This is a genomic window from Selenomonas sp. (assembly GCF_057272215.1).
Genome location: NZ_DBHIUY010000006.1, coordinates 1 through 18,606, shown reverse-complemented (window position 1 = coordinate 18,606; position 18,606 = coordinate 1). Strand labels below are relative to the sequence as shown.

Below are 18,606 nucleotides of genomic sequence, written 5' to 3'. Positions count from 1 at the left end.
CTGCCGGGATTTTCTGGAAGCCGTTTATGCCAGAGCCAAAGATTGGCGCGGGCAATAGCCTCTTTCCCTGAGTGTGGAGTTCAGATACTCAAGCCTTTCTGCCGTGACGACGATGAGGACGAGACCCATCTTTTTCAGGCTTGCGCCGTTCATGCCCGCCGCATCCGCACGCGCCACGAAGTCTCTATCGTCGGCGCCGATGACCTCGGCGACGCCTGTCACCTGCACGCTCTTGGCGCTGCCCACTCCATGATACTCGGCATGAACCTCCAAGGCGACGTTCTTATTCTTCTCAAGTGCGCGAAACTTCAGACCGCCCTCAGAAAAGATGTAGAATTTGCCGTCGAGATAAGCATACGTCAGCGGCGTGCAGCGGATGAAATCGCCGTCAGCGGCGGCGAGCGTGCAGACCTTCTGCTCCTTGAGGAACGCATCAAGCTCTTTTGCCAGTACATCCGGCGGCATTTTCACCGCATCTTTGTCCTTTTTGAGCCAAAATTCAGCGGCAGCTTTGTAGTCCATAAAAAATCTCCTTTGCTTGATAGTGATTGGATGAAGCACGGATAAATGCAGTCCCCGTCTTCATACATCCGGGCGGCTTCCTTTTATCCGCAGCTCGTTGAGAATATCTTTTATTATCGTACTATGATGAAGCCGCTTCGTCAAGATGCCGTCGGCTGATGGCACGAAATGCTTTGCGGCGGGCGGCTGCAGCAATATGGTTTGACAGTGAAAAAGAAAACTGCTATACTAAGGTCAATCAAAAATACATCTGCTGCATATGTAGCGGCAAGAACCCACGGACGCACACCGTGGGTTCTTGCTTTGCAGGTCGGAATACGTTGCCGCTAGTGTTCCAACCATTTCTGGATGCCATACCAGATCGCACAAGATATGACACCAGCAACGACGCTCATCAAAAATACATCCGTCGTCATATGTAGCCCCCCTCTCTGATGCCAGTTTGGGAGCGGCAACAGGAAAAGTATAACATGATTCGTTTGTTTTAGCCATAGTGCCGCTTGCGGACGGCGGGCGGCTGCAGCATCTTGCCAAGCGCGTGAAAAACAGGTAGAATATAGGAAAGTCGAGAAGAAGGGGGTCATACGATGAAACATATCAAGACGGTCAATAAGCCGACGATGCAGAAGACGCTCAAGACGGGCGGCTGCGGCGAATGCCAGGCATCGTGCCAGTCGGCATGCAAGACGTCCTGCACGGTGGGCAATCAGGTCTGTGAGAGCAGGAAGTAATCAGGCGTGAAGAAAAGACCTCTTCCGTAGGGAAGAGGTCTTTTCTTCACGCTTGCACCATACATTTGGAGGAAATACATGAAAGAAAAAATACACAAGTTCAAGCAGGCGGAGAGTTTCATCCTGCTTGACGTCAACAGCGGCGCCGTCCATGTCGTCGATGAGATGATCTATGATGTCATGGATATTTTTGACGGTACGAACGATAAGGAAGTCATGGCTGCGCTCGCCTGCAAGTATCCGCGGGCGGAGCTTTCTGAAGCGCTCGAGGAACTGCACGAACTCATGGCGCTCGGCGAGCTTTTCGCGCCAGACATCGACGTGCCGCCGACATTTTCCCAAAAGGGGCTTGTGAAGTCACTGTGTCTGATGGTCGCGCAGGACTGCAATCTGCGCTGCAAATACTGTTTCGGCGACGGCGGCAACTATGGCATGGAGCGCACCGTCATGACGCCAGAGGTGGGGGTGCGCGCCGTAGACTTTCTCATCGAAGGCTCTGGACCGAGAAAGCACTGCGAGATCGACTTCTTCGGAGGTGAGCCTCTCTTAAACATGAAAACGGTCAAGGCGGTCACGGAGTATGTACGAAAGCGGGAGAAGGAGACGGGCAAGGTGTTCAAGCTCACGCTGACGACGAACGGTATGCTCTTGAACGACGCAAACATCGCATGGCTTAACGAAAACGATTTCTCGCTCGTGCTGTCGCTCGACGGGCGCAGGGAGACGAACGACGCCATGCGTCCCGACGTCGGCGGGCACGGCACCTACGACCGCATTGTGCGGAATTTCAAACGCTGTCTCGCGAGCCGTGCGGGCGGCGACTGGGACTATCGCGGCATCTATACCTATCTTCGCGGCACTTATACGAAGCGCAACCTCGACTTCACCGAGGATGTGCTCTCGATGCACGACGCAGGCTTCAATATCTTGTCGGTAGAGCCTGTCGTTTTGAAGGACAGCCCGCTCGCCCTCATGGAAGAAGATCTGCCGCGCATCTTTGCGGAGTACGACCGTCTCGCTGCCGCCTATATGGAACGCCGCCGCGCGGGCAGGGGGTTCTTCTTCTTCCACTTCAACATGGATTTGTCGAACGGCCCGTGCGTCGCCAAGCGGCTTTCGGGCTGCGGCGCGGGGCACGAATACTTCGCCGTCGCGGAAAACGGCGATCTCTACCCGTGCCACCAATTCGTCGGCAGGAAGCGCTATAAGCTCGGCAGCATCTACGACGGGGTGACGGACGAAGAACTGCCGCCGTACTTTCGCGAATCACACGTTCTCAACAAGGAGAAATGCGCCGACTGCTGGGCGCGGTTCTTCTGCAGCGGCGGCTGCCACGCCAATGCCGACCTCTTCCACGATGATATAAGAAAGCCTTACGAAGTCGGCTGTGAGATTCAGAAAAAGCGTCTCGAATGTGCGCTTTATGTGCAGGCGCTTCTGGCTTTGGAAAAAGAAGGGCAGACCGCTCTGTAATGGGAAAAGGCTCGCGGCGAAATTTCGCTGCGGGTCTTTTCCTTTTCGCCATCCCCCGTATGAAAAGCGCATGAGAATCTACACAGAAAGCGCCATGCGGTGTATAATAAGGACGTGATTTCAGAAATCGAAAAGGAGCGCAGCAAATGAAAAGAGAGGTCATACGGAAAAAAGCCGTAGAAACTTTGACGATGGAATCGGCGGCGGTGAAGAAGCTGACGGAAAATATCGACGAGGAGTTTTGCCGCGCGGTCGAGTGTATCCTCGACTGCACGGCGCGCATCATCGTCACGGGTATGGGAAAATCGGGGCATGTCGGCAGGAAGATCGCCGCGACGCTTGCGAGTACGGGAACGCCGTCGTTCTTCATGCATCCGGCGGAGGCGTTTCACGGCGACCTTGGCATGGTGACGGACAAGGATGTAGTGCTCGCGATCTCCAACAGCGGCGAGGTGCAGGAGGTCTTGAAGATCCTGCCTGCGATTCACCGCATCGGTGCGCCGATCATCGCCATGACGGGCAATCGCGCTTCGCAGCTTGCCGAGTATTCGGACTACGTCATCGACATCGGACATGAGCCGGAAGCATGTCCCCTAGGGCTGGCGCCGACGACGAGCACGACCGCGACGCTTGCTATGGGCGACGCCGTCGCTGTCGCTGTGATGTCCGTACGAAACTTCAAGAAACAGGATTTTGCACTCTTCCATCCGGGCGGCGCACTCGGTCGGCGTCTCTTGCTCAAGGTGCAGGACGTCATGCACACGGGCGAGGAGAATCCTGTGGTCGAGGGCACGAAGACGGCGAAGGATGCGCTCTTCGTCATGACGGAGAAAGGACTTGGCGCCGTCTCTGTCACGAATGCAGCGGGCAGGTTTATCGGGCTTTTGACCGACGGCATCATCCGTCGTGCGCTCGCGAAGGACTATGCTTTCCTCGATAAGCCTGTGCACGAGATCATGTTTACGGAGCCGCTGACGATTTGCGCCGATGAGCTGGCGACGGCGGCGCTCTCCGTCATGGAAAAGCACGAGCCGCGTCCCGTGACGGTTCTGCCCGTCATCGACGAGACAGGGGCGCCGGTCGGTATGATTCATCTGACCGATCTTTTGAAGCAGGGCGTCGTTTGACAAAGGAAATACGGCTAAATTCAGCCGCCATCTGCACAGGCGATATGTGCGGCATCACGCTGTACATATCGCCTCATGCCTTAAGGAAAGTTCGCCGATCGGTATGCGCTCTCTGGGCTTGACTTCTTGGACTTTCCTAGGAATCATTGAGCGTGGATATTCAGAACGTGGGAATTTTTCGATAAATCCTAGATATGGCAAGGCTTGCAGAGGATAATATTTCTAAGAAATCACTAGACAACGAAGCAAAAAAATTATACAATATATTTGTTATGGGATGAAATGAGAGGAAATAATGTCCTCGTCCCGAGAACCATCAAACAGGGAGGCATGGTTATGAATATTCATGAGTACCAGTCCAAGCAAGTCCTGCGGGAATTCGGCGTCAATGTGCCGAACGGTCTGCCGGCGTTCACTGTCGAAGAGGCGGTGGAGAATGCGAAGAAGCTCGGCTCTGCCGTTACAGTGGTAAAGGCGCAGATTCATGCGGGCGGTCGCGGCAAGGCGGGCGGCGTCAAGATTGCCAAGTCCGTGGAAGAAGTCGAAGCCTATGCGAAGGAGCTGCTTGGCAAGGTTCTCGTCACGCATCAGACGGGTCCCGAGGGCAAGAAGGTCGGCCGTCTCCTGATTGAAGAAGGCTCTAAAATAAAGAAGGAATATTATCTCTCCTTTGTCGTCGATCGCCAGTCGGCAAGCATCGTCATGATGGGTTCTGAAGAGGGCGGCGTCGAGATCGAAAAGGTCGCAGCCGAAACTCCTGAGAAGATCATCAAGGAGTATATCGATCCGGTCATCGGTCTCGCTCCGTTCCAGGCGACGCGCATGGCATATGCCATCAACATCCCCGGTCCTGCGATCCGCAAGGCTGCGGCTCTGATGCAGGGGCTTTACAATGCGTTCATCGGCAAGGACTGCTCGCAGGTCGAGATCAACCCGCTCGTCGTTACCGAAGACGATGACGTCATCGCGCTTGACGCGAAGCTGAACTTTGACGACAGCGCACTTTTCCGTCACCCCGACATCGTCGAGCTGCGTGATGAGACGGAAGAGGATCCGAAAGAGCGCGAAGCTGCGGCTGCCAGCCTCAACTACGTCAACCTCGGCGGCGACGTTGCCTGCATGGTCAACGGCGCGGGGCTTGCTATGGCTACGGTCGACATCATCAAGCATTATGGCGGCGAGCCTGCGAACTTCCTCGACGTCGGCGGCGACTCTGAGCCGGAGAAGATCGCGAAAGCGTTCAACATCATGCTTGAAGGCGGTCAGGCGAAGGGCATCTTCGTCAACATCTTCGGCGGCATCAACCGCTGCGACAACATCGCGAACGGCATCATCGAGGCGGCGAAGATCATCTCCAAAGACGGCAAATCCCTCCCGGTTCCCGTCGTTGTCCGACTTGAGGGCACGAAGGTCGAAGAAGGCCGCGAGATCCTGAAGAACACGCCGATTGCCAACGTCTTCCCTGCACCCACGATGGAGGGCGGCGCCGAGCAGATCGTCAAACTCGTTGCTGAGGCGAAGGCTTAAATCGAAAGGGAGGTCAAAAACATGTCAGTTTTGATTGATAAAGATACGAAGGTCATCGTGCAGGGCATAACGGGCAAGGCCGCGCTCTTCCACACGAAGCAGATGCTCGACTATGGCACGAAGATTGTCGGCGGCGTTACGCCGGGCAAGGCGGGGCAGGTCGTCGAGGGCGTTCCCGTGTTCAATACGGTCGCGGACGCTGTCAAGGCTACGGGCGCTACGGCTTCCGTCGTCTATGTTCCCGCGCGCTTTGCGGCGGATTCCATCATGGAAGCTGTAGATGCCGATCTCGATCTCGTCGTTTGCATCACGGAGCATATCCCTGTCCTCGACATGGTCAAGGTACGCCGCTACATGCAGGGCAAGAAGACGCGCCTTGTCGGGCCGAATTGCCCGGGACTTCTGACGTCCGAGCAGGCGAAGCTCGGCATCACGCCGGGCACGGTCAGCAAGCCCGGTCATGTCGGTCTGATCTCGCGCTCCGGCACCTTGACGTATGAGGCTGCTTTCCAGCTTACGAATGCGGGCATCGGTCAGACGACGACCGTCGGCATCGGCGGCGACCCCGTCAAGGGTACGGACTTCATCGATGCGCTGCAGCTCTTCAAGGATGATCCGAACACTTACGCTGTCCTCATCATCGGTGAGATCGGCGGCACGGCGGAAGAAGATGCTGCGAAGTGGATTCAGGAAAACATGAAGGACAAGCCGGTTTCCGCCTTCATCGCAGGTCGTCAGGCGCCTCCGGGCAAGCGCATGGGTCATGCCGGCGCGATCATCTCGGGCGGCAAGGGCACGGCGGCGGATAAGGTTGCGGCTTTGAACGCTGCGGGCATCCCCGTTGCTGATACGGTCGCTCACATTGGTGAGACGATGGTCAAGCTCCTCAAGGAGAAGGGTCTCTTCGAGAAGTGCCATACCTGCTGAGTTTCAGCGAGGGAATAGCAAGAAGCCACTGCGGTTTGCGGTGGCTTCTTTTTTGCCCTTGAGCGCCATGTGATCTCTTTCTTAGCCGCGTTTCTTTGAGAACGCATCCAATGAAAAACGCCCGAGATATGTATGTGCTGCATACATATCTCGGGCGTTTCGCGGCTCTTGCTTAATAGTAGTAGCCATCCTCGTCGTAGGTGCTGCCGTCTGCACCCTCGGCGCTGACGGAGTAGTTGCCGTCCGCATCCACGGCTACGGCAGCGACGTTGCCCTCATCGTCCGCTACGGCGTAGACGTAGTTGCCGTCCTCGTCATAGCCCTCGTATTCGTACTCGTCTGCCGAAGCGACGCCTGCCGTGCCGAGCATGACGGCACAGGAAGCCATGACAGCAAAAGCTTTGAACCAATTTTTCATAAAGAAACATCTCCTTCTTATATGCGTTAGCCTCACTTTTCCCTAGTTTAGCAGATGGATGAATGGTTTTCAACAAATCGGAAAAAAGTGTCGAAATCTTGCATGAAAGTGGTCATTTCCCTCATCGTTCCATACGCTCGACCGCCGGCACATGCAGCAGTACGCTGAACCAGCCGTCTTTTTGCTTCGTGAAGAACTCGGCGCCGTATTTTTCCGCGAAGAGCAGCAGAGAGCGTGTGCCGTGGCCATGATCGGGCAGGCAATCCTTGCTTTCGGGTAGACCGTCTGTATTGAGCGGTACGGGTGCGCTGGTGCGGTTCTCGATAGAGAAGAAGAGACTGGCGCCTTTGGTGCGCGAAAGGATGCGGATGGCGCGCTGTGACGGCGGTTCGTCCTCTTCCGCATGGATAGCGTTTTCGAAAAGGTTGCAGAGGACGAGCGAGAGGTCGACTTCTGCAGCAAAGGAAGCGGGGATGTCGACCTTGATCTCGACGGCGATGTCCTTTTGACGCGCCTGCCGTACATAGACGGAGAGCGCGGCGTCGATCAGAGGATTGCCTGCGAAGTGCTCGACGCGCGTCGCGTCGATCTGCGCGTTCATGCTTTTGACGAGCTGCATGGCGGCGTCCTCTTCGCCGCGTGAGATGAGATCGGCGAGCATTTGTGCGTTGTGTCTGAGATCGTGGCGTACGATGGCGAGACGCGCCTGCTTGTCCTGCAAGGTGCGCGTGTATTCGCCGATCGAATTTATACGCGTCAGGAGCATGAGATTTCGCTCGGTCGTCGCCGCCTGCCGGAGGATGTACTCAAGACCGCGCCAGGCGGTGAGGGCGATGAGCACGCCGGAGACGAGCAGCAGGAGGCGCGGGAAGAGGTGGCGGACAGCGAGGATTTTTGCCGAGGCGGAGAAGTAAATGTCGTGGATGAGCATGAGGAGCGGCAGCGGGCAGATGTAGACCCAGAAGCGGTCGGTGCTGATCGTGGAAAAGCGCAGAAAAATTTGCTCGAAGAAAGGCCGCACGATGGGCAGGACAGTCAGATAGATCGTGAGATTCAAGGCGCAGTAGGAGGAGAAGTAGTCGAAAAAAGCGCTTTCTCCGGTGAATATCAGCACGAGTAAGATCGAGACCGTTGAGACTGTGGCGCTGAGAATGAACTGCATACCGAGGATGAAGATGTGCTGCGCGACGTACGGTCGAATCAGGCAGAGGTTCAGCAGAAAGTAGGGCAGGAAGCCGCAGAATATATAAAAGGATTTGAACGTGTAAAAGCTGTAGGACAGGACACCGAAAAAGAAGAGCAGCAGGGAAATGACAAGTTCGGCAAAGAAGATGACGGCATACCCCCGCAGCAGACGCCGCCGCACCTTCGGCGTGAGGATGGTGTGAAACGGCAGGTAACGCAGGTATACGGCGGGCAGGAGAGCGAGGAGGAAAAGGAAGGTAGTGAAGATGACGTTGAAACTGTTTTCGTTCAAGGCAAGCCCTCCAGACTGTTTTCTTGTAGAAGCGCTGAATTTATCGGTGATTCCCTTACGCATGGTTTTGTGGTATTATACGATAGAAGTTATACTTCGTCAAATGAATGACAGGGTCATAAGGAAGGCGGAAAACGATGCGTATTGCCATTGTCGATGATGAAGAAGAGGTGCGCGAGGCAGCGCGGCAGTATCTTGCGAAGATGCTTGCACAGTATTGGTCGAAGGAAACCGCTGTCGTGCAGATCGACCTCTTTGCTTCGGCGGAAGCGTTTTTGGTGGGCTTCGACAAGCAGCCGTATGATCTTGTGATCCTCGATATCTGTATGCCTGACATCGATGGTATGGAAGCGGCGCATCGCCTGCGTGCTGAGAGCGCCGACGTCGGCATCATCTTCCTGACGACGAGCGAGGAGTATCTGATGGAGGGCTATCGCGTCTTTGCCGACGGCTACTTCCTCAAGCCGCTGGGCGCGGAGGATGATGCTTTCCGCGCCGCCCTGCGCCATGTGTTTGCGCGCCGCGATCAGTCCTTGCGCGTCCTCAATATGGAATACAATGGCCGCGCCTTGGAGATTCCCTTCCAAAAGATCTTCTATGTCGATATCGAAGGCGGCAGGCTGCACGTTGTCCTTGAAGAGCAAGCGTTTCACTTCTCGCGTCCCTTCACCTATGAATGGAGCGCGGAGCGACTGCTGTGCGACAAACGCTTTCTTGAGTGCTACCATCGTATCATCGTCAATATGGACAGAATCGAGATCATGGAAGAGGGGGCGTTCGTGCTCACAAGCGGCATGCGCCTGCCGATCAGCCGCAGACGGTATGGAGCGGTCAAGGTGGCGTACATGCAGTATATGCTGAACCGATAGGATGCAATCGGAAGCCTTGGAATAAAAGCCCCTCGGGGCTTTTTCGGCGTCGCATCTTCGACCACTTTCATGCAAGAAAAAACCACTTTTTGCAGATTCTTTGCAGAAGGTGTTTTTTTTTGCCATAATCAACTGCAAAGGAATGCAGACGGCAAAGAAATTCGAGAGGTGGAGAAAGCATGGCTTTTTCTATCTTTGCGTGTTGCCGTACTTTTTCCGAAAACAAATATAAGAGGAGAGTGTGACATGAAGGAGAAGATGATGTTGGCAAAGAGAATGTTGCTGCCGTTCATTGCCGTTCTGGCGATGTTCTTGGTTGCGGGCTGCGGCGATAAGCCGAAGGATACGGCGGATAAGGCTGTCCTTGCTTATGCCGAGCTGTATACTTACGGCGATACGGATAAGACTGAAGCGACGGGCATGACGAAGGAACAGAAGGATAAGATCAGCGAGGCGCTCCTGACCGAAGTGGATCAGATGTTCCAGAGCATGATGCTCACCGAGGACAATGCGACTGCCATCACAAATTACTATGTCGCTGACCGCAAGGCGAACATGAGCCTCAAGGCGAAAGTCAAGAAGGACGACAGCGAGCATCCCGTCGTCGAGCTTTCGGCAACGCCGGTCGACAAGGCGGAGCTTGACAAGCTGATGCAGACGAACGAAGATCTCGTCGCTTTGGGTGTTGTTCTCGGTCTTGCACAGCAGCAGGGCGTTGACGTCCGCAACGATCCAGCCTATCAGCAGGGAGCGATGGATGTCCTGCGCAAGTTCATCGACGAGATTCCCTACGACACGGAAAAGACGCTTGAAGTACCGTGCGATATGGTGAAGAGCGACGACGGCAAGACGCTGCACTGGGCGCCGAAAGATCCGAAGGCGATTCAGAAGTTCCTTGACGGCGAGAAGTAAGAAAAGACGGATTGTCCAGCGCGGGCAATAGGAAAAGAAAACTCGAAGGAGGGAATATGTTGATGAATCGTTTTTGCCGCATACTGGGACAGGCTTTCGCGGTTCTTTTTTTGATGCTCATCCTTGCGGGCGGCGGCGATGATGCATCGGTGAAAGCGGGAGTATGTTTTGCTAAGGCCAGTGATCTTGCAGAGCTCGAAGACCGCGCCGTCGATATCGATCCGTCGAACGGCAGCGTTTCCGTCACGCTCAGTGAAAGCGAAATGGCGCTCCTTTCGTCGGTGCGCTGCGAACTGCTCTATCTCGATGAAAATGTTGTGATCCACCTCGGCAGCGATACAAACATCGACGCCGACTGGGACACGGGCGTTTTCCGTGACAACTTCGGCGGCACATGGCCGATGCTCGACGGACACCCCGTCTACATCGAGATCACCGAAGAGGGCGACGATTACAACCTCTATTCCATCCCCGTCAAGATTAACGGCGAGGAGTGCTATCTGCAAGTCAAATACAGCTATGACACGCAGGAATATCAAATCCTCGGCGCATACCGAGAGCTTGAGGAAAATGGTACGAGTGAGCAAGATCTGATGCCCTTGAAGGCGGGCGATACGGTCACGACGATCCATTTCGCGAAGCCGGTTTCCGACGATTATAGTGAATTGACCGTCGTCGAAGCCGAGACTTTCCAAATCGGCAGTCATCCCAAAGTCGAGGACGCAGAACTTGGCGACGGCACATACGGCTATCTGTTTGAGTTCCTTGCTCCGACGGGCGAAAGCGCCCTTTCGGAGATGGCTGTATTCAACATCGAGGACGGGAACATCACGACATTTACTGAATGAGCGGCAGATCTTCTGCCGCTGGTATTATTCTTTCATTCTAAGGTATAAAAGGAGAGATTCATCATGAGCAAAAAAAGCCCCATTCTTGGCGCAATTCTCGGTTTCTTCGTGCTAGGTATCTTCTACAGCACGGGCTTCAGCAAGCAGGGCATCATTGCCTTTGTTGCACTGATTGCCGTCAGCTGGATCCTCAGCATTCTGGTCGACCCGTCGGTGGCGGCAGTCGTCAACCTCGTCGGCGCGTTCCTCGGCTACAAGTGGTCGAACGATCACAACGCGGCGATTGGGGGCGGCGGAGAGATGTAAGTGGGCGCGGCATTCAGTTTGCGTCTTTTAGCGCATCTTTTGTATCAGTTCTAGCAATCTCAAAACGGTGCGCTTGTAACCGAGTCTGGTCGATAAAAAGCGTGCAGCGGAATAGAATCTGCTGCACGCTTTTTTGCATGTTGATTTCATGGGAGCATCGTGCCGTCAGTCTTCCTGATCGACAAATCTCGATGCGAGCAGCTTCTTCTCCTGTGCGAGTTTGTTGCGCTGGATCTGCCTTGACCAGAAGATGCTGGGAATGGCGACGCCGATGGCGATGCCGGCGATGATGGTCGCGGCTTCGACGCCGTTTCGAAGCGCCGCGAGCAAAAGATCGGTGCTGACTTCGTTGATATTTAAGAGTGTGAAGAAAAAACGGTAGAGAAGAACGCCGGGGATCAGCGGGATGGCGGATGGGATCGTCAGAACGATGTTCGGTGTGTGGAACCAGTGGATAGCGGAGAGCGCGAGGACGCCGACGAAGGCGGAGGCAAGGAAGGTGCCGGCCGCTTGGCTCATGCCAAGCTCGAACATACAGATGTTTCTGAGGAGGATCGTGATGACACCGCCCGTGGAGACGACCCAGAGCAGGCGGCGCGGCACGCTGAAGATCAGAGAGAAGCCGCCGGCGGCGATGGCGGCGGCGAGCGGATGGTAGAGGTAGATCTCGCCGGGACTGAGGCTCACCGTCGTAAACGAGCTGACGTGTCCAAGGCGCAGGGCGAACGCCATGCCGAACGCCGTGCTGCAGACGATGAGGAGCGTGTCAAACGCCCGCGTCATGCCCGAAGTGATGAAGTGGTTCAGAAGATCGTTCGCCGCATTGATGAGCGGCACGCCGGGCACGATGAAGAGGGTGCAGGCGACGATGGGCAGCATGGGCGTCGCAGAAAGTTCGAGGTCTTGCAGCAATACGGCGGCGAGCGTCGCGGTAAAGGCGGCGATGGCGATGCCGGCATAGGTGTTGAAGCCGTGTTCGTTGCAGAAGCGCCGCATATAGAAGCCGAGGAAGGCGGCGAGCGCCGTGATGAAGAAGGCGGCGAGATCGCAGCCAAAGAGGGCGCAGGAGCCGGCGCACGCGAAGCCGGCTCCGAGCGCTGTCAAGAAGCCGCTGTAAGGAGATTTTCGCTCATCGAGCTGTTCCATCTCGCGCTCGAAGCGTTCAAGTGACCACGCGTCGCGCATGGCACGCCAGATCATGCGGCTGACGGCGGAGAGGACGAGCATGTTCACGCGATGCGTGCGGCACTTGCTGAAGCGCGTGTAGGTGCGCTCCTCGTCCTTGACGTTGAGCATGATGGTCGTGTAGGCGATGTGGCAGCTGATGTTTTCGGCGGGGATGCCCATGTATGCCGCCGTGCGCATGATGTACTGTGATGTGCGGTCGGAGTCGGCGCCGTTTTCCATCATCGTGCGGGCGACGAGGAGGATCAGGTGCATTTTGTAGATGATCTGGGAGAAGGGGTGTGTGAGAACATGTTCTTTCGTGGGTTCCATGAGAATCTCCTTTCATGTAAGACGATGGACGGGGGCGCACAACGAATGTATGCCTTGAGGTTATTCTATAATTATAGTTTGGAATATTGCGATAATTTTAAGCGGACTGCGCATAGACAGTCCGTGTTTCGATGTTGCTTCAATCTTCCTGATCGACGAATCTCGATGCGAGCAGTTTCTTTTCCTGTGCGAGTTTGTTTTTGCGAATCCGGCGCGACCAGAAGATGTTCGGGATGGCGACGCTGACAGCGATGCTGATGAGGATGGTCGCGGCTTCGATGCCGTTTCTAAGCGCGCCGAGGAGGATGTCGGTGCTGACTTCGTTGATGTTGAGCAGCGTGAAGAGCAGGCGATAGAGCAGGATGCCGGGCACGAGGGGGATGGCGGACGGCGTTCGGAGGACGACGTTCGGCACATGGAACCAGCGCAGGGCGTTGAGCGCGAGGAGACCGACGACGGCGCCGCCGATGAATGTGCCTGCCGCTTGGCTCAGCCCGAAGTCGAACATGCAGATATTTCGAAGGAGGACGGTGATGGCGCCGCCGACGGAAACGACCCAGAGGACACGCTTCGGCACTTTGAAGAGCATGGAGAAGCCGCCGGCGGAGATCGCCGCTGCGAGCGGGTGGTAGAGGTAGATGTCGCCGGGACTGAGGCTGATGGTCGCAAAGTCGGTGATATGACCGAGGTGCAGCGCTGCCGCCGTGCCGAACGCCATCGAGCCGACGATGAGAACGGTATGAAAGGCGCGCGTGATGCCTGCCATGATGAAGTTGTTGAGCATATCATCTGCCGCATTGATGAGCGGTACGCCGGGGACGAGGAAGAGGGCGCAGGCGACGATGGGGTGCATGGGCGTCGCGGAGTGAACGACGCCTTGGGAGAGCGCTGCCAAGGACGTCGCGACGAAGGCGGCGATGGCGATGCCCGCATAGTTGTTGAAGCCGCGCTCGTTGCAGATCGTGCGTGCATAGAAGCCGAAGAAGGCGCAGACCGCCGTGATGAAAAAGGCGATGAAGTCGCCGCCGAAGAGCAGGCAGGAGCCGCCGCAGGCAAGGCTCGAACCGATGGCGATTGCAAAGGGCGAATAGGGGCTTTTGCGGCTTTCGATGCGATCGAGTTCTTTTTCGAATCGTTCGAGCGACCAGCCGTCGCGCATGGCGCGCCACATTGTACGGCTGACGGCGGCGAGAACGCTCATGCTGACATTGTGCTTGCGGCATTTGGTGATTTCCGTGTAGGTGTGCTCCTCGTTTTTGACGTTTAGGAGAAGCGTCGTATACATGATATGGCAGCCGACATGTTCGGCGGGGATTCCCATGTACGCCGCCGCGCGCATGATGTAGCGGGCTGTGCGGTCAGAGTCCGCGCCGTTCTCCATCATGAGCCTGCCGACGGTCAGGATCAGGGACATCTTGTAGGTGATTTTGTAAAATGGGTCTTTGAATACTTGTTCAAGGGATGGTTCCATAGTGTATTTTAGCCTCTTTTATTCGTGTTGTTTGTTGGTTAGTGAATTCTTCTCAGTTGAATCGGCACTTGTGAAGTGGTCAACTTTCTAAAGGAACGATGGCAAGCTTTTTGCCTAAAGGAGTGAGCAGTTTCAGGATGGTGGAAACACTCGGGGTTGAGGTTCCTCGTTCCATGCGGGCAATCACAGGCTGTTTCACGCCGCTTAATTCCTCCAACTGCTTCTGCGAGAGACCTTGTTCTTGGCGAGCTTGAATCAACGCAGTGATGAGGGAGACGCGCAGATTGCTTTCCGCGATTTCGTCGGTCGAAAAAAGTTCCTTGCGCACGTCCTGCCAGTTTTTTCCGATTGCAGAATTATTTTTCATGATGGACACCTCTTTCTTTCAAATCAGCGATTTCTTTTCTTGCTTTTTCTATTTCGCGCAAAGGTGTTTTCTGCGTTTTCTTCATGAAGTGATGGAGCAAAACGAAGCTGCCTTCGTGCCAGGTGACGAAGAAAATTCTGTCGCGCAGAGGGCGAAGTTCCCAGAGGTCATCTTCAATATGTTTTACATAAGGCAGACCTAAATGTGTCCCCATCTTGCTTAATGCTTCAATATAATCTTGAATTTTGTTTGCCTTGATGCGGCTGTCTTTGCCGGATTTCATGGAGAGCTGCTGCAAATATTCGAGAACAGGCTCTTTTCCATTTTTGTTACGATAAAAATAAATCGGATACATAATACCTCCTTCCTTTATTGTGCCTTAAATTTTATTGGATGGCAAGGTGAAATAAGACCTTCTTTCAAAAAGAGGGGGCTTGGAATGCCCCCTCTTTCCGACTTTGTTGCTTCCGTTATTATTTTCCCGCGCTCGTGAAGTCGTAGAGCTTCTCCGCCTTGTGAAACTGCGTGTGCAGCAGTTCGTGCGCCTTGCCTTTTAGGGGGGCGCCGAGGAATTCTTTGTAGATGCGCACGACTTCGGGGTTTTCGTGGGATTTTCGCACGGGGAGGTTCTTGTCGATTTCGTAGAGCGCTTTCATACGCTCGGCGCGGCGTGCATTCGTCGTATTGAGAGGTTGTCCGCCGCCGCCTTGGCAGCCGCCGGGGCACGCCATGACCTCGATGAAGTCGTAGGGGCTTTTGCCTGCTTTGACATCGTCCAAGATGCGCTTGGCGTTCTTGAGCGTATGTGCGACGGCGATGCGCACCTTGCGTCCATCAAGGTCGACGGTTGCTTCCTTGATGCCGTCCATGCCGCGCACGGCGAGGAAGTCGATGGAAGGGAGCGTCTTGCCCGTCGCTTTTTCGTAGACGGTGCGCAGCGCGGCTTCCATGACGCCGCCCGTCGTGCCGAAGATCGCGCCTGCGCCCGACGCTGTGCCAAGCGGGCTGTCGAAGTCCTCTTCGGGCAGATCGTGGAAAGTGATGCCGACATAGTGAATGAGCTTGGCAAGCTCGCGCGTCGTGATGACGATGTCCACATCTTGATGACCGTCTCTGCCCATCTCGGGACGCGCCGCTTCGAACTTCTTCGCCGTGCATGGCATGACAGAAACGGTCACGATGTCCTCGACGGGGATGCCCGCCTGCTTCGGATAGTAGGTCTTGGCGACGGCGCCGAAGATCTGCATGGGCGACTTCGCCGTCGAGAGGTGATCGAGCAGGTCGCTGTAATGCTTTTCGACGTAGTTGACCCAGCCGGGGCTGCACGAGGTCATCATGGGAAGCGTGCCGCCGTGTTCTAAGCGATGGATGAATTCATGCCCTTCTTCCATGATCGTGAGGTCGGCGCCGAAGTTCGTGTCGAAGACGCGGTCGAAGCCGAGGCGCTTCAAGGCGGCGACCATCTGTCCCGTGACGATGGCGCCGGGCGGCAGATGGAATTCGTCGCCCAAGGAGACGCGCACGGCGGGCGCGACCTGCACGATGACGTGCTTCTTCGGGTCTTGCAGGGCGTCGAGGACGCGCTGCGTGTCGTCTTTTTCCGTGATCGCGCCTGTCGGACAGACGAGGCTGCACTGACCGCAGAGGATGCAGTCGGTCGCTTCCAACGGGCTGTCGTAGGCGGTCGTGACGGTGATCTTGTCGCTTCTGCCTGCGAAGTTCAAGGCTTCGATGCCCTGTACGTCTTTGCAGGCGCGGATGCAGCGACCGCATTTGATGCATTTCGTCGGGTCGCGGGCGATGCTCGGGTTGTTCGCCGCGTCCTCTCGGTTTTCGACGACGATGGGAAGCCCCGTGTGACCGATGTTGAAGCGGCTGCAAAGTTCCTGCAGGTCGCAGCGGTGGTTGCGCGGACAGTTCAGACAGTCTTGGTTGTGGTTGGCGAGGATGAGCTGCAGGATGGCGATCTGCGTGTCGCGCACGATCTGCGTGTCCGTATGGACTTCCATGCCTTCCCAGACCTCGGTCGCACATGCCGCCATGAGACGGCGGCTGCCTGTAACCTCGATGGAACAGATGCGGCAGCGAGCCTTGACGCGCTGATCGGGGTGGTAGCAGAGGTGCGGGATGTTGATGTGTACCTTGCGTGCGGCGTCGATGATCTTCGTGCCTTTGGGGACTTCGACGGGGATGTTGTTGATTTTCAGGTGTACGAGTTCTTTTTCTTCTGCCATCAGTGTACGCCTCCGATCCGGAATGTTTCGGGAAAGAGCTTGAATGCGGCGGAAAGGGCGTTTTCGGCGCTTTCGCCAAGGCCGCAGAGGGCGGACATGGGCATGATGCGCGCGATCATCTTCATGTTTTCGAGATCCTTTTCCGTCGCGGTGCCTTGCGCGAACTTTTCCAAGATGAGTTTGATGTGGAGAACGCCCTCGCGGCACGGCGTACACTGACCGCAGCTTTCGTGCGAGAAGAACGCCTGTGTCATGCGCAGGAAATCGAGGACGCTTGTGCGCTCATCGACGACGAGGATTGCCCCCGAGCCGACCGTGACGCCCGCCGCCTTGAGGTCGTCGTAGGTGTAGGGGACGTCGAGAATGGCTTCGTCAGCGATCTTGCCTGACGCGCCGCCGAATTGGATGAGGCGGATGCGGCGGCCGCCCTGGATGCCGCCCGCAAGCTCGTAGATGATCTCGCGCACGGTCGTACCGAAGGGGATCTCAAAGACGGCGGGTCGGTTGACGTTGCCGCCGACAGATACGAGCTTTGTGCCGAGGGATTCGCCCGAGCCGTAGCCGATGTATTCTTTTTTGTCGTCCAACAGGAGATGCGGCACGATGGAAAGGCTCTCGACGTTGTTGACGCACGTCGGCAGCGCGAAAAGACCGCTCTGCTTGATGAAGGGCGGCTTCATGCGCGGTCTGCCCGCCTTGCCCTCAATGGAGCGGATGAGCGCCGTGCCTTCGCCGCAGACGTAAGCGCCCGCCCCCGAATAGAGGTGGATGCGGAAGTTGAAGCCCTCTTTGCCGAGGATGTTCTTGCCGAGGAAGCCGCAGCGCTCGGCTTCTTCAATGGCGTTCTTGAGGCGTGCGCGAAGGTGCGCGTACTCTTCGCGCAGGTAGATGTAGCCGTCCTGTGCGCGGATGCTCCAAGCGCCGATCGTCATGGCTTCGATGAGGTTGAAGGGGTCGTTCGTGATGAGTTCGCGATCCTTGAAGGTGCATGGCTCGCCCTCGTCGGCGTTGCAGATGATGACCTTGTGCTCGCCTTTGACGGCACGCGCCTGCGACCACTTGCGCCCCATAGGATAGGCGGCGCCGCCGCGCCCCTTGATCTGCGCTTCGGAGAGAAGTGCGGCGATGTCCTCGCCGTCCATTGTGACGGCCTTTTTGAGTGCGCTGAAACCGCCGATCGACAAGTACGATTCGATGGACATAGGGTCGTAGCGATGGAAGTTCTTTGTCATGAAAGAAACCTTGCTCATATAGTCTCCTTTCGTGCGGGTGTGTTCCGTTTCCGTTCTATGAAGTTCGCTGCTTTTTGTTATTGCAGCGTATGGAGCAGATCCTCGATCTTTTCACGGCTGTCGAGGTGTCCGTAGACTTCGCCGTTGACGCGCACGGCGGGCGCGATGTCACAAGCGCCGAAGCATGGCGTCTTTTCCAGTGTGAAGCGTCCGTCGTAGGTGACTTCGCCGATGTCAATGCCAAGGAGACTCTTGAGCGCCGAGAGAAGTGTTTCGTTCTCGTTGATGCGACAGACGACAGAGTCGCAGATCTCGATCGGGTATTTGGCACGCGGCGTGGGCGACAAGCTCGCGTAAAAGGTCAGACAGTCGTAGATCAAAGAAATTTTCAGCGGCAATTTTTCCGCCACATAGTAGGCGGCGGACTCGGGCACATAGTGACGCTCGAAGAGATCCTGCACGTCGAGCAGGATGCCGACGATCTGCGTCGGGTCGTAGGAATGAGCCTCAAGCACGCGGTCAATCTTTTCGCGCGTCGCGAGCGTAAGGTTTTCCGGTATGGCGTTCATGGCAGCAGCTCCTTTTCTTGGGAAATAGAAGTTCTCTTTTATCATTATAAAAGGAAACGGGGAATTTGTCACGAAACACTTGAAATATCAAGTGTTTCG

General features: G+C 55.9%; 19 protein-coding genes. 9 read left to right on the top strand and 10 right to left on the bottom strand.

Annotated features, from left to right (window positions below; all coding sequences use genetic code 11):
* Window positions 1-24: 24 nt before the first annotated feature.
* A complete protein-coding gene (locus ACO5Z0_RS06560) occupies window positions 25-522 on the bottom strand; it encodes a pyridoxamine 5'-phosphate oxidase family protein (RefSeq protein WP_485649642.1) in 498 nt (165 codons plus the stop codon).
* A gap of 587 nt (window positions 523-1,109) precedes the next feature.
* On the opposite strand from ACO5Z0_RS06560, the gene scfA reads away from it, so the two are divergent.
* The 5 genes from scfA (at window position 1,110) to sucD (ending at window position 6,307) form a co-directional block, all read left to right on the top strand.
* Window positions 1,110-1,253, top strand: coding sequence for a six-cysteine ranthipeptide SCIFF (gene scfA, locus ACO5Z0_RS06555; RefSeq protein WP_442672910.1), 144 nt, complete (start codon window positions 1,110-1,112; stop codon window positions 1,251-1,253).
* A 78-nt stretch (window positions 1,254-1,331) separates the two neighbouring features.
* Window positions 1,332-2,726 carry a thioether cross-link-forming SCIFF peptide maturase gene (gene scfB / locus ACO5Z0_RS06550; RefSeq protein WP_485649641.1) on the top strand — a complete coding sequence of 465 codons (1,395 nt, stop codon included), beginning with the start codon at window positions 1,332-1,334 and terminating at the stop codon, window positions 2,724-2,726.
* Window positions 2,727-2,872: 146 nt separating this feature from the next.
* Window positions 2,873-3,853: a KpsF/GutQ family sugar-phosphate isomerase gene (locus ACO5Z0_RS06545; RefSeq protein WP_442676005.1), complete on the top strand. Its 981-nt coding sequence runs from the start codon at window positions 2,873-2,875 to the stop codon at window positions 3,851-3,853.
* A gap of 336 nt (window positions 3,854-4,189) precedes the next feature.
* Window positions 4,190-5,380 (top strand): ADP-forming succinate--CoA ligase subunit beta, encoded by a 1,191-nt coding sequence (sucC, locus tag ACO5Z0_RS06540; protein WP_485649640.1) that lies wholly within the window; start codon window positions 4,190-4,192, stop codon window positions 5,378-5,380.
* A gap of 21 nt (window positions 5,381-5,401) precedes the next feature.
* Window positions 5,402-6,307, top strand: coding sequence for a succinate--CoA ligase subunit alpha (gene sucD / locus ACO5Z0_RS06535; protein WP_442676003.1), 906 nt, complete (start codon window positions 5,402-5,404; stop codon window positions 6,305-6,307).
* 172 nt (window positions 6,308-6,479) lie between these two features.
* On the opposite strand, the gene ACO5Z0_RS06530 is transcribed toward sucD, so the two are convergent.
* Window positions 6,480-6,725 carry a hypothetical protein gene (locus tag ACO5Z0_RS06530; protein WP_485649639.1) on the bottom strand — a complete coding sequence of 82 codons (246 nt, stop codon included), beginning with the start codon at window positions 6,723-6,725 and terminating at the stop codon, window positions 6,480-6,482.
* Window positions 6,726-6,846: 121 nt separating this feature from the next.
* A complete protein-coding gene (locus ACO5Z0_RS06525) occupies window positions 6,847-8,202 on the bottom strand; it encodes a GHKL domain-containing protein (protein WP_485649638.1) in 1,356 nt (451 codons plus the stop codon).
* A gap of 137 nt (window positions 8,203-8,339) precedes the next feature.
* Between ACO5Z0_RS06525 and ACO5Z0_RS06520 the strand changes: the two genes are divergently transcribed.
* The 4 genes from ACO5Z0_RS06520 (at window position 8,340) to ACO5Z0_RS06505 (ending at window position 11,137) form a co-directional block, all read left to right on the top strand.
* Window positions 8,340-9,071 carry a LytR/AlgR family response regulator transcription factor gene (locus ACO5Z0_RS06520; protein ID WP_442676001.1) on the top strand — a complete coding sequence of 244 codons (732 nt, stop codon included), beginning with the start codon at window positions 8,340-8,342 and terminating at the stop codon, window positions 9,069-9,071.
* A gap of 246 nt (window positions 9,072-9,317) precedes the next feature.
* Complete coding sequence (locus ACO5Z0_RS06515; RefSeq protein ID WP_485649637.1) at window positions 9,318-9,983, top strand: DUF5105 domain-containing protein; 666 nt, start codon at window positions 9,318-9,320, stop codon at window positions 9,981-9,983.
* Between the two features lie 56 nt (window positions 9,984-10,039).
* Window positions 10,040-10,831, top strand: coding sequence for a hypothetical protein (locus ACO5Z0_RS06510; RefSeq protein ID WP_485649636.1), 792 nt, complete (start codon window positions 10,040-10,042; stop codon window positions 10,829-10,831).
* A gap of 63 nt (window positions 10,832-10,894) precedes the next feature.
* Window positions 10,895-11,137: a phospho-N-acetylmuramoyl-pentapeptide-transferase gene (locus ACO5Z0_RS06505; protein WP_485649635.1), complete on the top strand. Its 243-nt coding sequence runs from the start codon at window positions 10,895-10,897 to the stop codon at window positions 11,135-11,137.
* A 165-nt stretch (window positions 11,138-11,302) separates the two neighbouring features.
* Here the strand turns inward: ACO5Z0_RS06505 and ACO5Z0_RS06500 are convergent, their stop codons facing one another.
* The 7 genes from ACO5Z0_RS06500 to ACO5Z0_RS06470 all read right to left on the bottom strand — a co-directional run bounded on the left by ACO5Z0_RS06500 (window position 11,303) and on the right by ACO5Z0_RS06470 (window position 18,507).
* A complete protein-coding gene (locus tag ACO5Z0_RS06500) occupies window positions 11,303-12,634 on the bottom strand; it encodes a threonine/serine exporter family protein (RefSeq protein WP_442675997.1) in 1,332 nt (443 codons plus the stop codon).
* 139 nt (window positions 12,635-12,773) lie between these two features.
* Entirely contained in the window at window positions 12,774-14,105 is a 1,332-nt protein-coding gene (locus ACO5Z0_RS06495; protein ID WP_485649634.1) for a threonine/serine exporter family protein, read from the bottom strand.
* A gap of 79 nt (window positions 14,106-14,184) precedes the next feature.
* Window positions 14,185-14,472, bottom strand: coding sequence for a helix-turn-helix domain-containing protein (locus ACO5Z0_RS06490; RefSeq protein WP_485649633.1), 288 nt, complete (start codon window positions 14,470-14,472; stop codon window positions 14,185-14,187).
* Entirely contained in the window at window positions 14,462-14,827 is a 366-nt protein-coding gene (locus ACO5Z0_RS06485) for a type II toxin-antitoxin system RelE/ParE family toxin (protein WP_485649632.1), read from the bottom strand. The genes ACO5Z0_RS06490 and ACO5Z0_RS06485 overlap by 11 nt, the downstream gene beginning before the upstream one ends.
* Before the next feature lie 118 nt (window positions 14,828-14,945).
* Window positions 14,946-16,706 (bottom strand): NADH-dependent [FeFe] hydrogenase, group A6, encoded by a 1,761-nt coding sequence (locus ACO5Z0_RS06480; RefSeq protein WP_485649631.1) that lies wholly within the window; start codon window positions 16,704-16,706, stop codon window positions 14,946-14,948.
* Complete coding sequence (locus ACO5Z0_RS06475) at window positions 16,706-17,956, bottom strand: complex I 51 kDa subunit family protein (protein ID WP_442675992.1); 1,251 nt, start codon at window positions 17,954-17,956, stop codon at window positions 16,706-16,708. The genes ACO5Z0_RS06480 and ACO5Z0_RS06475 overlap by 1 nt, the downstream gene beginning before the upstream one ends.
* Before the next feature lie 59 nt (window positions 17,957-18,015).
* A complete protein-coding gene (locus ACO5Z0_RS06470; RefSeq protein WP_485649630.1) occupies window positions 18,016-18,507 on the bottom strand; it encodes an NADH-quinone oxidoreductase subunit NuoE family protein in 492 nt (163 codons plus the stop codon).
* Window positions 18,508-18,606: the final 99 nt, after the last annotated feature.